Annotated in this window: 13 protein-coding genes; 4 read left to right on the top strand and 9 right to left on the bottom strand. The window is 70.9% G+C overall.

Translation table 11 applies throughout. The annotated features are described in order from the left end of the window. Positions 1 to 86 precede the first annotated feature (86 nt). Positions 87 to 1,220: a helix-turn-helix domain-containing protein gene (locus RB608_RS27445; RefSeq protein ID WP_308091282.1), complete on the top strand. Its 1,134-nt coding sequence runs from the start codon at positions 87 to 89 to the stop codon at positions 1,218 to 1,220. Here RB608_RS27445 and RB608_RS27440 read toward each other — a convergent pair. From RB608_RS27440 to RB608_RS27415, 6 genes are all read right to left on the bottom strand, one after another. Beyond that, positions 1,163 to 1,783 carry a TetR/AcrR family transcriptional regulator gene (locus RB608_RS27440; RefSeq protein ID WP_308091281.1) on the bottom strand — a complete coding sequence of 207 codons (621 nt, stop codon included), beginning with the start codon at positions 1,781 to 1,783 and terminating at the stop codon, positions 1,163 to 1,165. The genes RB608_RS27445 and RB608_RS27440 overlap by 58 nt on opposite strands. Continuing rightward, a complete protein-coding gene (locus tag RB608_RS27435) occupies positions 1,780 to 3,054 on the bottom strand; it encodes a M24 family metallopeptidase (RefSeq protein ID WP_308091280.1) in 1,275 nt (424 codons plus the stop codon). Before RB608_RS27435 ends, RB608_RS27440 begins: the two co-directional genes overlap by 4 nt. A gap of 88 nt (positions 3,055 to 3,142) precedes the next feature. Beyond that, positions 3,143 to 4,312 (bottom strand): SGNH/GDSL hydrolase family protein, encoded by a 1,170-nt coding sequence (locus tag RB608_RS27430; protein WP_308091279.1) that lies wholly within the window; start codon positions 4,310 to 4,312, stop codon positions 3,143 to 3,145. Positions 4,313 to 4,350: 38 nt separating this feature from the next. Next, complete coding sequence (locus RB608_RS27425) at positions 4,351 to 7,194, bottom strand: ATP-binding cassette domain-containing protein (protein WP_308091278.1); 2,844 nt, start codon at positions 7,192 to 7,194, stop codon at positions 4,351 to 4,353. Further along, the gene (locus RB608_RS27420; RefSeq protein ID WP_308091277.1) at positions 7,191 to 7,994 is read right to left on the bottom strand and encodes an ABC transporter ATP-binding protein; all 804 of its coding nucleotides are present in this window, start codon (positions 7,992 to 7,994) and stop codon (positions 7,191 to 7,193) included. The genes RB608_RS27425 and RB608_RS27420 overlap by 4 nt, the downstream gene beginning before the upstream one ends. 82 nt (positions 7,995 to 8,076) lie before the next feature. Then, on the bottom strand, positions 8,077 to 9,324 hold the full coding sequence (locus RB608_RS27415) for an ABC transporter substrate-binding protein (protein WP_308091276.1): 1,248 nt from the start codon (positions 9,322 to 9,324) through the stop codon (positions 8,077 to 8,079). A 168-nt stretch (positions 9,325 to 9,492) separates the two neighbouring features. Between RB608_RS27415 and RB608_RS27410 the strand changes: the two genes are divergently transcribed. Together RB608_RS27410 and RB608_RS27405 are read left to right on the top strand one after the other, a co-directional pair. Beyond that, the gene (locus tag RB608_RS27410; RefSeq protein WP_308091275.1) at positions 9,493 to 10,299 is read left to right on the top strand and encodes an SDR family oxidoreductase; all 807 of its coding nucleotides are present in this window, start codon (positions 9,493 to 9,495) and stop codon (positions 10,297 to 10,299) included. A 5-nt stretch (positions 10,300 to 10,304) separates the two neighbouring features. Continuing rightward, positions 10,305 to 10,802 carry an FBP domain-containing protein gene (locus RB608_RS27405; RefSeq protein ID WP_308091274.1) on the top strand — a complete coding sequence of 166 codons (498 nt, stop codon included), beginning with the start codon at positions 10,305 to 10,307 and terminating at the stop codon, positions 10,800 to 10,802. A gap of 172 nt (positions 10,803 to 10,974) precedes the next feature. On the opposite strand, the gene RB608_RS27400 is transcribed toward RB608_RS27405, so the two are convergent. Continuing rightward, a complete protein-coding gene (locus tag RB608_RS27400) occupies positions 10,975 to 11,691 on the bottom strand; it encodes an SDR family oxidoreductase (RefSeq protein WP_308091304.1) in 717 nt (238 codons plus the stop codon). Further along, positions 11,688 to 12,254: a VOC family protein gene (locus tag RB608_RS27395; RefSeq protein ID WP_308091273.1), complete on the bottom strand. Its 567-nt coding sequence runs from the start codon at positions 12,252 to 12,254 to the stop codon at positions 11,688 to 11,690. Before RB608_RS27395 ends, RB608_RS27400 begins: the two co-directional genes overlap by 4 nt. A 95-nt stretch (positions 12,255 to 12,349) precedes the next feature. Here RB608_RS27395 and RB608_RS27390 point away from each other — a divergent pair, with 95 nt between their 5' ends. Continuing rightward, complete coding sequence (locus RB608_RS27390; protein ID WP_308091272.1) at positions 12,350 to 13,327, top strand: Gfo/Idh/MocA family oxidoreductase; 978 nt, start codon at positions 12,350 to 12,352, stop codon at positions 13,325 to 13,327. Positions 13,328 to 13,469: 142 nt separating this feature from the next. On the opposite strand, the gene RB608_RS27385 is transcribed toward RB608_RS27390, so the two are convergent. Then, positions 13,470 to 13,583, bottom strand: a 114-nt coding sequence (locus RB608_RS27385) for a ring-opening amidohydrolase (protein WP_308086240.1), incomplete at its 5' end; no start/stop codon positions are given.

Raw genomic sequence — 13,583 nt, 5'->3', positions numbered from 1 at the left:
CCACACGTAAGATAGCCACAGAACCCTGAAATTCCCAAGCAGGATTGGTGATTATCACGAACAGCAAAGGCACGTCGAGCAGCACTATGTCCGCGCTCGGGCCGGTGCTCACCGACGTTCGCTCCCGGCTCGCGCCGTTCGCCCGCGAGGTCGCCACGGAGATCCGCCGGGAGGTCCCCGGCTACGCGGGGATGACCCCCGACGAGCACCTGGCCGGCGTCGAGAGCCAGCTGCGCGCGATCCTCGGCGGGCTCCTCTCCCATCGTCTCCCCACAGCCGCGCAGGTGGCGCAGGCCCGCGAGCTCGGCGCGCGCCGCGCCGAGCTGGGCGTTCCGCTGCAGGACGTCGTCACCGCCTACCACCTCGCCTATCCGGCGATCTGGCGCGAGCTGCGGGCACGGGCCGGGACCCCCGTCGAGCAGCGGGCACTGCTCGCGGAGGTCGAGTTCGTGTGGAGCTGGCTGCACCTGCTCAGCGCGGCGGTGGCCGAAGGACACGTCGAGGAGAGCACCGAGCGGGCGACCGAGCGGGCCGCGCTGATGCGACGGCTCGTCACATCGCTGGCGGCGGACGGCGATCAGGAGCCCGAGAACGCCGCGCGGCTTCTCGGCCAGCTCGGCTTCGAGGCGACGGACGCGTTCGTCGCCCTCTGCGCCCGCGGGCTGTCGGTCATCGAGACCGAGGCCCTCGAGTCGCTCCTCGCCGGACCGGACCGGGTGGTCCGCGCGGTGCGGCTGGAGGACTGCTCGGTGGTCCTCACCCAGGGCTGGACCGCGACCGCGCTCGCGGAGGCGGTCAGCGCCGGCGCGACGACCAAGACCGCCGGCGTCGGCCGGAGCCGACTCGGTCCGGCCGGCGCGGCGGAGACGCTCCGCGACGCCCGGGACGCGCTCGGACGCGCCGGACTCACCGGTGCGGTGACGACCTTCGACGAGGACTGGGCGGGCTGCGCGCTGGAGGGCGCGCGCGCACGACTGGAGCCGTACGCCACGATCGCCGCGGAGATCGTGGCGCAGAGCCCGCACCTCGCCGAAACGGTGCGGGCCTACGCCGCGTCGGGCTTCTCGATCAGCCAGTGCGCCCGGGCCCTCCAGATCCACCCGAACAGCGCCAAGTACCGGCTGGATCGCTGGCACCGGGTCACCGGCTGGGATCCCGCGACCTACGCCGGGCTGCAGCGGTCGATGGTCGCGCTGGACTGCTGCGGCTTCGCGCCGTAGAGCAGCAGCACGGCCTCGACGATCGCGTCGAGCAGGACGTCGCGGAGGTCGTCGGCCGCGATCAGTCGCCGGTAGAGGAACGGGCCCGAGACCAGGTCGGTCACCGTCGAGACGTCGGTCTCCCGGGCCAGCTCGCCGCGCTCGATCGCCCGCTCGACGGCCCGCGCCAGCGAGCGGCGGCGCGGTCTCACGTGGTTCTCGTTGAACAGGTCCCGGGCAGCTAGATCGCTGGCCATCGCGAAGTACACGTCGGCGAAGAGTGCCGCGCTCGATCGGTGGTAGAGCGCGCGCATCGCCTCCAGACCCGAGCGCAGGTCGCCCTCGAAGGAGCCCGTGTCCGCGAAGACGTCGACGTCGGCGCCCACCGAGGTCATCGCCGCGACAACGAGCACCGGCTTCGACGGCCAGCGCCGGTAGACACTCTGCCGACCGACGCCGGCACGGCGGGCGACCTCGTCCATCGAGAACCCGGCGTAGCCGTGCTCGGTCATCAGCTCGCGCCCGGCGCGGAGGATCGCCTCGTCCGCGCCGGAGCTCCGTGGCCGGCCGACGGCTGGGTTCACCAGTCCTCGCGCGGCGCCGTCAGGTACTCGAGTCGGCCGTTGCGGAAGATGCCGGTGTCGCCGAGGATGCCGAACCGGTTGGTCGGCCGGTGCACAAGGGTCGGGTGGATGACCACGGCCATCCCGTCCTCGACGGTCTTCGGGTTGTTCGGCATGAACTGCAGCGTCGTGTCCTGGAACTGCCCGTCACGCTGGTCGCCGAGGTCCTTGCCCAGGTCGCCCGCGGACCAGTAGCCGATCCAGTGCCCGGACCGGGCGATCGGCTCGAAGTCGAAGCGCTCACAGGCGTCCAGCGTGATCTTCCACATGGCGTCGCCGGTGATCCCCTCGCGGAGGTTCTCGTGCATCACCTCCTGGACCGAGCGCAGGCCGTCGAGCAGGTGGCGCTGCGAGGCCGTCGGCTGGTCCCCCACGACCCACGTCCGGCAGAACTGAACGTGCCACCCGCGGTGCGAGACGGGCAGCTCCCCGCCGATCAGGTCACCGGCCCGGATCCGGGCGTCGGGCAGCGTGTACCGGTCGTCGAAGGGCCACCAGGGCGTGCCCTCGCCGGACATCACCGAGAACAGCGGATAGGCGTTGCACTCCAGGTCGAGCAGTTGATGCCACATGGCGGCGAAGACCTCGGAGTAGAGGACGCCGGGCTGGGCGGTCTCCATCAGGGTGCGCATCGTCGACTCGGCGGCGCGCTGGCAGTAGGCCAGCTGCGTCTCCTCGTAGGCCGAGTTGATGGTGAGGGCGACGTCCTTGAGGACCGCGTCGGCGACCTCGAACCTCGCCTGGGGCAGGGCCTCCCGGGTCGCCTCGATTCCCGGCCAGGCGCCGATGGTGCCGATCCGGCCGCGCTCGAGGCCGGACTGCCGCAGTGCGGCGACGACGTCCTCGTCGTACGCGGCGCCGAGCAGGCCGAAGAAGGTCCGGGCCTTCTCCTCCGCGGTGGTGGCGACGGTGCTGACGATGTTGGTGATCCAGGTGCGCTCGGCCGCCTTGGCCGCGACGCCGCCACCAGGGCCAGGCGAGACCACCAGGGTCACCTGTCCCTCGACCGGTACGACGACGATGCTGTGGTACAGCGGCCACTTGAGGCCGAACCCACTGAGGTAGGCGCTGTAGCGGAAGCCGTCCTCGAGCCCGTAGGGGTGGTCGCCGACGACGACGGCGTCGAGTCCACGCTGGCGCATGTTGGCGCGGACGGCCTCGATCCGCGCCTCGTACTCGGCCACGTCCTCGGGGGTCATCGCGTGCGACGCCTTGATCAGTTCGCTGGACATTCGTGCTGTTCCTCTCTTGATGAAACGATACGAGACTTGCGTATTGCAATTCGAGCGACAGATGCCCCCGGACACGGCCGCCCCCGGCTCAGCCGGCGGCGAAGATGCCGCCCGGCCCGAAGGCCAGGCCGGCGAAGCGCTCGCCCATCGAGCGCTGGGTCACGGCGGAAGGATGGACGGCGTCCGGCAACGGCTGCGCCTCCGCGTCCGCCTCGCCGTACAGCTCGCGCCCGTCGAGGTAGCCGATCCGCGGATCGGCCCCGGCGCGGAGCTCGACGATCCGGGCGAGCTCCTCGCGGATCACCGACAGGGTCAGCTTGCCCGCGGCCACCTCGGCCGGATCGCCCGAGGCGAGGAAGCTGATCCGTCCCTCGGCCATACCGGCCAGGTCCGGCATCAGCGGGCCCGGTGTCTCCTCGTGGATCGGGCAGAGCACGGGCGAGACGACGAGGAGCGGCGTCTCCGGGTGGCCGTCCCGGATCAGGTCGAGGAAGCCGTGCACCGCCGGGGCGAGGGCGCGTCGCCGCATCAGGTCGGTGTTGACCAGGTTGATGCCGAGCTTCACGCTGATCAAGTCGGCCGACGTGTCCCGCATGGCGCGGGCGGTGAACGGATCGAGCAGGGCGCTGCCGCTGAAGCCGAGGTTCACCGGGTCGACGCCGGCGCGGATCGCGGCGGTCGCCACCCAGGTCGAGGCTGGACCGTCGGAGACCGAGCCGTGGCTCACCGAGCTCCCGTGATGGAGCCAGACCCGCCGGCCGGAGTCCGGCACCGGGGTAACGGGGGCGTCGGTGCGGAGCGCGACCAGCTCTGTGGCCTCGTTCCAGGGAAGCCAGATCTCGATCTCCTTCGGCTCCGGCGCCAGGCCCCTGAACCGGACCGTGCCGGTAGGCCCCTCCTCGACCATGGCCGCTCCGGTCATCATGTCCGTCGTCACCGTGCGGCCGCCCAGGACGGTGCCGGACGCGACCGGGCTCCGGTCGATGAGCAGGTCATAGACCCCGGGCGGGCGAGGCGGCGCGCCGACATAGGCGAGCCGGGTCGGCAGCGTCTCCAGCTCGATGACCGTTGCCGCGGACGTGAAGACGATCCGGACGCCGGAGGTCTGGCTCTCCGCCGTCGCGAGCTGCCCGTCAGCCAGCGCGCGGGCGGCAGCCGGCAGCCGGTGCGGAACGATGCCGCCGTCCGGCCGGGGCTCCGTGTCGAGGACGCCCCTGACCAGGTCGGGGGTGACGGGGGTGGTGAGCAGTCGGGTCACGTTCTCTTCTCTTCGTCGTCGGTGGGACAGGTCGGCGGTCAGGACCGGCTGGTCGCCAGGTAGGCGCCGGCGAGCTGGTCGACATCGGTCTCGGAGGCGTCGCCGAGCCAGACCACCCGACCCCGGGCCAGGCACGCGATCCGGTCGGCGATGCGCAGGGCGTTGTGCGCGTGCTCCTCGACGAGGAGCACCGCGGTGCCGCGGCCGCTGAGCTCGACGATCGCGTCCAGCACCAGCTGGCCGACCAGCGGCGAGAGCCCGAGGGTCGGCTCGTCGGCGATCAGCACCCGCGGCGGCTCGACGAGGGCCGGCGCGAGACTCAGCATCTGCTGCTCACCGCCGGACAGGAGCCCCGCCGGCTGCTTGCGTCGCTCGCCGAGGATCGGGAACCGCTCGTACGCCGCGTCCAGGTGATCGGGGTCGGCGAGCATCACCAGGAGATTTTCCTCGATGGAGAGCCCCGGGAAGACGCCCCGCGCCTCCGGCACGAGCGTCAGGCCCCGCCGGGCGCGGAGGTAGGCCGGCACAGTGTCGAGGCCGACACCGTCGAGCAGTACCCGGCCGGCCGTCGGCACCACCAACCCGGCGGCGACCGCGCAGAGTGTCGACTTGCCGGCGCCGTTCGGTCCGAGGAGGGCGGTCACGGTGCCCGGGTCGAGCCGCAGGCCCACACCGTGGAGCACCTCCACCTCCCCGTAGCCGGCGCGGATGCCGTCCAGGCTCAGTGCCGGGCGGCGACCGTCTCCGCCGGCCACCACGAGCCCGCTGACCTGGAGGCCGGTCGCCAGCGGCCGCTCGGCCGGCGTCGCGGGGACGGTGGCCACAGCCGCACGAGCCCGCCGCTTCGCCCGCTTGTCGTTCCCGACCAGGGCCAAGATCCCGTCCGGCTCCTGGGCGAGCTGGATCGCGCCGAGACCGGCCAGGATCGGCAACAGGTAGGGAGAGTCGAGGAGCTCGTTGATCGCGCTGCCGGAGGAGCCGATGCCGGCGAGGGCATGGAAGACCGCGCCGCCGCCCGCGAACGCCAGGCCCGCGAGCAGCGCGCCGCCGGGCCGGCGTACGCCGAAGAGGACGACCAGCGCCAGCCAGAACAGGCTCGCCATCGGCGGGGCGGTGGCGTTGCTGACCTCGAAGCTGAACATCCCGAGGAGCACGCCGCCGAGGCCCGCGATGCCGGCGCCGAGCCCGAAGACCAGCACCTTGATCCGGTTGACCCGGATGCCCGCGGCCGCCGCGGCCACCTCGGAGCTGCGCACCGCGAGCACCGCGCGCCCGGAGGCCGAGCGCCGGAAGCCGTGGAGACCGAGCGCGATCAGCCCGAAGACGGCGAGGAAGAGCAGGATCTGCTCGACCAGCTGCGAGCCGTCGAAGAACGGCTGTGGCCCGGGCGCGATCAGGTCGTTGATCTGGTTGAGCACCGGGACGTCCCAGGTCGGCTGGGCGATGGGCCAGCCGGCGTCGCCGTTGCCGATCCGGGGCAGCGGGAAGATCACCAGCGACGCGACCAGGGCGGCGGCGAGGGAGCCGAGAGCCAGGCCGATCCCGCCGAGCCGGGTGAGCGGGTACGCCACCAGCAGCCCTGCCAGGAGCGCGACCCCGACCGCGAGCAGGGTCGCGCCGAGGAAGCTCCATTGCTGGGAGAGCGCCCAGCCCGCGGCGAAGCCGCCGATCGTCACGAAGGCGGCCTGCGCCAGGCTGACCATCCCGCCGAGACCGGTGATCACCACGAACGAGAGGAAGATGACGGCCATCGCGAGACCCTGCGCGATCCAGGTCTGGGTGTAGACGCTCGCCTGCAGTGCCCCGAAGGGAAGCCAGTGCATCGTGTAGGCGAGCAGGACCAGCGTCCAGACCGCCCAGGGGAGCCGGCGGCGTAGCGGCGAGAGCCCCGCGCGGTGGTCCGCGGGCGGCGCCCCCTCCGCGACCGACCCGCCCCGCCGCGAGCGGTCCCGGCCGAAGAAGAGCAGCAGGATCAGGGTCAGCAGGAACGGGACCGCGGCCTTGACACCGCTCAGGCTGCTGAGAGTCTCGGGCAGCAGCCGGTCGCTGTAGCCGGCGATCCAGTTCTGGAGTACGCCCATCGCGAGGCCGCCGGCGAAGCCGATCGGGATCGACCGGAACCCGCCCAGTACGACCGCGGCGAGGGAGCCGAGGACAACCAGGGTGAAGACGCCCTCCTGAAGGGCGAAGAGCGGTGCCAGCAGGACGCCACCGAGCCCGGCGAGCACCATCGTCAGGATCCAGGCGATCGCCGAGGTGCGGCCGGCGTTCACCCCGCGCAGCCCGGCGAGGCTCTCGCGGTCGACGACGGCACGCATCTGCAGCCCGAGCCGGGTGCGGCGGATGATCACCCACAGCACCAGTGCGGAGACGGCGGCGGCGGCGAAGACCGCGAGCTGGTCGGAGCTGAGGACGATGCCGGGGATCGGCTCGTAGAGCTTCGCCGGGACCGGGCCGACGCCCGGGACCGGGGTGCCCTCGCGCACGGCGGAGTTGTCGGCCAGGCCGAGGCCGAGCACGTCGCGCCCGACCGTCTCACCGAGCCACATCACCAGGTTCGGCAGGGCGATCAGCAGCCCGATCGTGCCGACCAGCCGTGCGTAGAGGGGCGCGCTGGCCAGCCGCCGGAGCAGGATCCGGTCGAGCAGCAGGCCCAGCAGCGGCGCGAAGACGAAGACGCTGATCGCCGCGGCCAGCAGCGGGTGCATGCCGAGACCGGTGTCCAACTGAAAGTAGACGTACGCGGTCGCGAAGGCGATGGCGCCATGAGCGAGATTGAAGATCCCCGAGGTCGTATAGGTGAGGATCAGGCCGGCGGCCATGATCGAGTAGATCGAGCCGGTGACCAGACCGGAGAGGGTGAGGTTGAGGAGCTCGCTCATGCCGACCGCGCTCCGTCCCGGTCCGGTGCGCCCCCGAGATAGGCCGCGCGCACGGACGGTTCGGCCTGGATCCGGGCGGGTGTCCCTTCGGCGAGGACCGACCCCTGATGGAGGACGACGATCCGGTCGCTGTGCCGCATCACGAAGTCGGTGTCGTGCTCGACGAGCAGCACCGAGCAGCCGCTGGTCGCGCGCAGGTCGGCGAGGAGCGCCGCGAGTACGGTGGCCTCGCCATCGTCCAGGCCGGAGGCGGGCTCGTCCAGGAGGAGCAGCCGCGGCGGCTCGGCGATCGCCCGGGCGAGCTCGACCATCCGGGCGATGCCGATCGGCAGGGAGGAGGCCTGCTCGCCGGCGTACGCCGCGAGACCGCAGCGCTCGAGGACCTCGGCGACGAGCGCTCGGCGCTGCTGCTCCCGCTTGCGTCGGCCGGGTAGCGAGAGCACGTCGCCGGCGAAGCCTCCGCCGCCACGACGGCCGTCCAGCGGAACGAGCACATTGTCCTCGACGCTCAGCCAGCCGAACGTCTGCACGCGCTGGAAGGTGCGCCGGACGCCGCGGCGGGCGCGCGCGGTCTCCGAGAGCCGGGTGACGTCACCGCCGTCCAGCAGGACCGTGCCACCGTTCGGCCGCCGGACGCCGGAGATGACATCGAAGAGCGTCGTCTTGCCGGCGCCGTTCGGGCCGATCAGGCCGACGGTCTCGCCATGGCCGACGGTGAGGCCGACCTGGTCGAGCGCCTGGATGCCGCCGAAGCGGACGGTGATCTCGCGCAGGTCGAGAAGGGGGCTGGTGCTGTCCAACGGGCTGGGCCTCACGGTGAGTGGTGGACGGGAAGGGGGACCTCGTCGCCGGGCGCGGTGCCGCCCGGCGACGAGCGGTCTCCTACTTGCTGGGGAAGGTGTCGTCGAGACAGGTGAACTCCTCGACCGTCTGCCATCGGGTGCCGTCGGACTCCAGGACCGATCGACAGCCGGTGGCGACCGCGGAGGCGTCCGGGTAGCGGGTCGGCCCGACCAGACCCTCGATCTCGAAGGTCATCGTGGACGCGGCGTCGCGGACCGCCTCCGGGGTGATCTCGTCCTTGCCGTCCGCGGCGACCTTCTTGAGCGCGTCGATGAACATCGCAGCGCTGAAGTAGCCGGAGATGACGCCGATGTCGATCGCCTGGTCGGCCTCGACCGCCTTGATGTCGGCCCGCATCTGGTCCGCCGCCGGGGTGGAGTCGTTCGGGTTGGCCCAGGCGATCGGGGTGACGCTGCCGGCCAGCGGCTCGACCAGTGCGTCGGACCAGAGACTGTGCGCGTAGATGCCCTGGAAACCAGTGGCCTGGAGCAGCGCGTAGATCTGCACGCAGTCGGGGCCGAGGTAACACTGGATCACGTCGGGCGCGTCGCCACCGTCCGCCTTGAGCAGCTGCTGGATGTACGGCGTGTAGTCCGAGACGGGCGGTGGGGGAACCATCGCCTTGGAGAACACGACGTCGAATCCAGCGCCGGCCAGCTCGGTCTCGCCGTACTGGGTGGTGATCCGCCCGGACTCGACGTCGTAGCTGAACAGCGCGATCGTCGGTGACTCCTTGCCGGTCTTCTCCGCCGCGTACTTCCGCAGCAGGCCGAACGCGTCGGGGAGCTTCTCCGGGTCGAGCGGGGTCAGGCAGCCGGAGTAGCCAAAGCCCCAGAGGTCGGTGGACGGCTTGTCCGCGCAGTAGCTCGGCTCGAGGCCGATGCCGAAGTACGGCACCTTCTGCTGGGCGAAGTACTGCGCGGGGTTGGTCTGCGAGACGTCGCCGACGATCGCGAAGACCTGTTCGGAGGTCACCAGGCGGCGTGCCTCCGCCAGCGAGGTCGCGGGGTTGGCCTGGTCGTCGACGAACTCGGTGTAGTCGATGGTGATCCCGGGAATCTCCTGGTCCGCGTTGAACCGCTCGATGCGGGCCCTGGCGCCGATCTCCGCGCTGCCCATGTTTGCCTTCGCGCCCATGCCGGCCACGGTGATCGTCGTGCCGTCGTACCCGCGGGCGGAGCTGGCGGAGCCGTCCACGGAGGAGCCGCATCCGGCGACAAGGGCGGCGGCGACCACGGATGCCACCGCGATCGGCCAGCTGGCCTTGGTCGAACTGATGATCTTCACGTCTTGCCTTCCTCTAGGGGTGACTCGCGCCACAGCGCCTCACCGCCGAGAAGGTGAGTGTGATCACAGAATTTATGATACGGTAGTCTCGTATCGTAAATACGTCAATGCCCGAGCTTCTCCGGAAAATCGCTCCCTCTCGAGACGGGTCCTGTCGAAAGGAATCGCATGAACGCGCTGGAGGGCCGTCGCGCCCTGATCACGGGAGGCGCCTCCGGCATCGGCCTCGCCACCGTCCGACTCCTGGCCGCCGAGGGCGCGCGCGTCACCATCGCGGACATCGACGAGAGCGCGGGCCTCACGGCCGCCGCCGAGGTCGGCGGATCGTTCGTGCGGATCGACGTCGCCGACGCCGACCAGGTACGCGCCGGGTTCGACCAGGCCGCCTCCGCGATGGACGGTCTCGACATCGTCTACCTCAACGCGGGCGCCGGCACCGGCGAGACCGACATCGCCGCGGTGACCGACGAGCGGTACCGCCGCGCGCTGGGCGTCAACGTCGACCAGTTCGTCTACGGGATCCGGGAGGCCGTGCGGCTGATGGAGCCCGACCGCGGCGGCTCGATCCTCGCCACGTCCGGGCTGGCCGGCCTGTTCCCCTATGTGCAGGACCCCGTCTACTGCATGGCCAAGCACGCAGTCATCGGCCTGGTCCGCGGCCTCGGGCCGACCCTGGCCGCCCGCGGCATCACCGTCAACGCGATCTGCCCGGGCATGGTCGAGACGCCGCTGATGAGCGCCGAGGCCACCGCCTTCCTCTCCGCGCGGGGCTTTCCGCTGCTCAAGCCGGCCGAGATCGCCGAAGCGGCCCTGGCCGCGATCACCTCCGGCGGGAGCGGCGAGTGCTGGCTCTGCCAGCCCGGCATGCCCGCCGGCGTGCTCGGCGACGGCCTGACCCTCGCCGACGTCGAGGAGCACGTCAACCGGATGATGGCCGTCCTGGCCAGTCCGGAGTTCCCCTACCCGAAGAGCTGAGCTGCATGGACCCGGTCACCGAGCGCGAGATCCGCGCCTCGTTCGTCAACGGCACCCGAGGCGACGTCAAGCGCCTCAACGTCCCGGTGGATCTGGCCGAGCGGCCCTGGGAGAGCCTGGACTTCCTCGGCTGGATCGATCCGCGCGCGCCGCTGCAGGCCTACGTGCTGGCGCCGGTCGAGGGCGGGTTGGCCGGGGTCCAGCTGCGGCGGAACACGACCAACGCCGGTACCAAGCGTGCCCGGATGTGCTCCCTCTGCCTGACCACGCATCCGGGCTCCGGGGTGTCGCTGATGGTGGCGCCGCGGGCCGGGCAGCGCGGCCGGGCCGGCAACACCGTCGGCGTCGACGTCTGCGCCGACCTGGCCTGTTCCCTCTACGTACGCGGCAGGCTGGCCGCGCCGGCGATGACGGCTGCGCAGGAGACGCTGCCGGTCGAGGACCGGATCGTCCGGTTGCAGCGGAACCTGCGCGCCTTCCTCGGCCGGGTCACCGCAGCCTGATCGGACCGGTGCCGGCGATCGTCGCCGCGGCTTAAGAGAGGTTCTCCTATGTGCTCGAAGTCGTAGGTCACGACGCAGAGCAAGACCCGCAGTTCACCGCTGAACCGGCGTGCGACCGGTCTACGGCTCTCGCGACGGGAACCACCTTTCCAGGCAGCAGCGAAGGCGGCGCTCATGGCTGACGCGCGTGGGCGACATGGACCTCCCTGACGCACACTTCCGCTGGTAGGGAGCATGCCCATTCGACCGTAGCGGCGACGGCGTCGGGATCGAGGGCGACGTCGACCTGCGCCCGGTAGTCCGATCGCAGGGCACCGTCGCTGGTGCTCGCGATGAGATCGGTCGCGACATAGCCGGGAGCCACCTCGACCACACGTACGCCGGCTGGAGCCGCTTCCAACCGCGTGGCGTCGGCGAGCGCGTGGGTGGCCGCCTTGCTGGCGCAGTAGGCCGCGTGGTGGCCGAACACCTGACGCGCTGCGATCGAGCTGACGAAGACGACCGTCCCGCAACCCCGGCCGAGCATCGACGAGAGGACCAAGCGAGTCAGCGCTACGGATGCCAGCAGGTTGACGTCGAAGGTCGTTCGCCACTCATCGAGATCCTGGGTCGCCACGTTGCCGAGAGACATCACGCCCGCGTTGTTGACCAGTATCTGCACGGGCCCGTACCTCTCGACCGCCTCCTCGACGGCTGCACGGACCGCGTCGTGCTCGCGCACGTCGACTCCGGCGACGACGACATCGTCGAGGCCGAGCTCGGCAAGCGCCCTGGACCTCCGTGCCATCACCAGCACCGGGTGCCCCACAGCACTCAGTCGTCGGGCGACTGCGGCTCCGATGCCGCCGCTGGCTCCCGTGACGACGGCGAGACCCGGTCCGCCGCTCATGACCACACTGTCTCGGGGTTCGTCGGCGAGTACAGCTTCGTCGCATTGGCCTCCTCGTACTCCCGTGCCCGGCCATGCGGGAAGCTGATCAGCTCCAGGGGCTGCCCCCACGGCGTCAGGAAGAAGCAGAACTCCGCGTCCTGACCCGCCTCGGGGCCGGGAAGCGACAAGGGTCCGCCGAGGACGCGCACACCCCGGTCACGGAGGTTCTGTACGGCGAGTGCCATGTCGTCGACATAGAAGGCCGCGTGAGCGCTGCCCCAGTCGCTGGTCTTCGGCACCTCGCGGACCTGGTCGGGCGCGTTGAGCTGGAGCAGCTCGAGGTTCAGGTTGGCCGTACGCAACATCCGGATCTCCACGCACTCACTGCGCGGGTGACGGTCGAAGTAGACCTGCTGGCTGTCCCCCTCCTCGTCCACGTACGGTCCGTGGGAATAGAACTCCTCGAAGCCCAGCACTTCGACGAAGAACGCAGATGCCTCGGGCACGCTGGGCACCGTGAGACCGAGGTGATCGATCCCTCGCACTCCAGGCACGGCCGGGGTCGGTGACGGGAGCGACATAGGGAGATCTCCTCGGCTGGTCAGAGGACGAGGCGAGCGACGACTCGCCCCATTTGCACGGACATCATGATTGCATTGTGGATAAGATGCTCGCTATGAAGCCATCCGTCAAGCGAGGCAACGTGCGGGTGGGGCTCGCCGGGGCGGGACGGATCGGCGAGGTGCACTTCGCCTCCCTGTTGCGCGATCCCCGATGCGGCACCGTCAAGGTTCACGACCTGGACGTCTCGCGGGCCACCGAGCTCACGGTCACTGCACCCGACGCCCGGGCGAGCGTCGCTCGAAGCACTGTCGAGTTGTTCGACGACATCGACGCGCTCGTCATCGCTTCGCCCACGCCCACGCACCTCCCGCTGCTGCGTGAGGCGATCAGCCGAGGGGTGCCGACCTTCTGCGAGAAGCCGGTGGCCATGGCCAGCGCCGACGTAGAGCGGGTCGCGGCAGAGGCCGCTGCGGGTGGTGTCGCAGTCCAGGTCGGCTTCCACTATCGCTTCGACCCCGCGCTCCAGGAGCTCGCAGCGGAAGGGTGGGCCGGGGGCAGGAAGATGCTGCGGATCCTGTCCACCACGGCGTTCGCACCGACCGCCGAGTACCTGGCCGGTGCCGGCGGACTCATCGCCGACAAGCTCATCCACGAGCTCGATCTCGTCCGCTGGATGACGGGCTCGCAGCCACGCTCCGTGTGTGCCCTGACCGCGGACGAGGAGGCCATGACCGCGGCGCTCGTCGTCACCTTCGAGGACGGCGGCATCGCGACGATCTGGGGCGGCTACGAGTCGGTGGCGGGCTTCGACCTGACGGTGGAGAAGGAGGACGCCAGCGGTGCCCGCGTGATCGGCAACCGGCGCCCCTTGTCGAACAAGCCGCTCGAGGTGCCCGTCAGCACCGTGACCGATTTCCGCGAGCGTTTCATGGACGCGTACGCCATCGAGATCGCTGCGTTCCTCGACGTCGTGGCGGGCGAGCGTGAGAACCCGTGCTCGCTCGACGAAGCCGTCGCTACCCAGCGCCTGGTCGACGCCTGCGCTGAGTCCCTCATCACCGCGCAGGTCGTGCCAGTGCCCAACCGCTGACGGCTGAGACACGGAGCCGCCGCGACGTTCTCGAACCGCGCACAGCAGACCACCGAGACCGAAAACGCCGCAACGTCATACGTTCCGCGGGCTCGAGCCCACGGAACGTATGACGTTGTCTACCGGAAACGACCGGCGTGGATCAGCCCAGGTCGACGATGGCGGCGACGGGGCCGCCACCCTCCGGGCCCTGGTGGGCGGCGGAGACCGAGACGAAGACCGCCGGGTCACCGGTCACCGCGGCCGTGACACCACC

This window comes from Nocardioides sp. LHD-245, from assembly GCF_030929495.1.
Taxonomy (GTDB): Bacteria; Actinomycetota; Actinomycetes; order Propionibacteriales; family Nocardioidaceae; genus Nocardioides.
The sequence above is the reverse complement of the archived record's forward strand: the minus strand, read 5'-3'. Positions and strand labels throughout refer to the sequence as shown.

Excerpts from the sequence above, each read along its gene's own strand:
- RB608_RS27410 (WP_308091275.1), top strand. The coding sequence starts at position 9,493 with ATGAACGCGCTGGAGGGCCGTCGCGCCCTGATCACGGGAGGCGCCTCC.
- RB608_RS27425 (WP_308091278.1), bottom strand. The coding sequence starts at position 7,194 with ATGAGCGAGCTCCTCAACCTCACCCTCTCCGGTCTGGTCACCGGCTCG.
- RB608_RS27390 (WP_308091272.1), top strand. The coding sequence starts at position 12,350 with ATGAAGCCATCCGTCAAGCGAGGCAACGTGCGGGTGGGGCTCGCCGGG.
- RB608_RS27400 (WP_308091304.1), bottom strand. The coding sequence starts at position 11,691 with ATGAGCGGCGGACCGGGTCTCGCCGTCGTCACGGGAGCCAGCGGCGGC.
- RB608_RS27395 (WP_308091273.1), bottom strand. The coding sequence starts at position 12,254 with ATGTCGCTCCCGTCACCGACCCCGGCCGTGCCTGGAGTGCGAGGGATC.
- RB608_RS27435 (WP_308091280.1), bottom strand. The coding sequence starts at position 3,054 with ATGTCCAGCGAACTGATCAAGGCGTCGCACGCGATGACCCCCGAGGAC.
- RB608_RS27445 (WP_308091282.1), top strand. The coding sequence starts at position 87 with ATGTCCGCGCTCGGGCCGGTGCTCACCGACGTTCGCTCCCGGCTCGCG.
- RB608_RS27405 (WP_308091274.1), top strand. The coding sequence starts at position 10,305 with ATGGACCCGGTCACCGAGCGCGAGATCCGCGCCTCGTTCGTCAACGGC.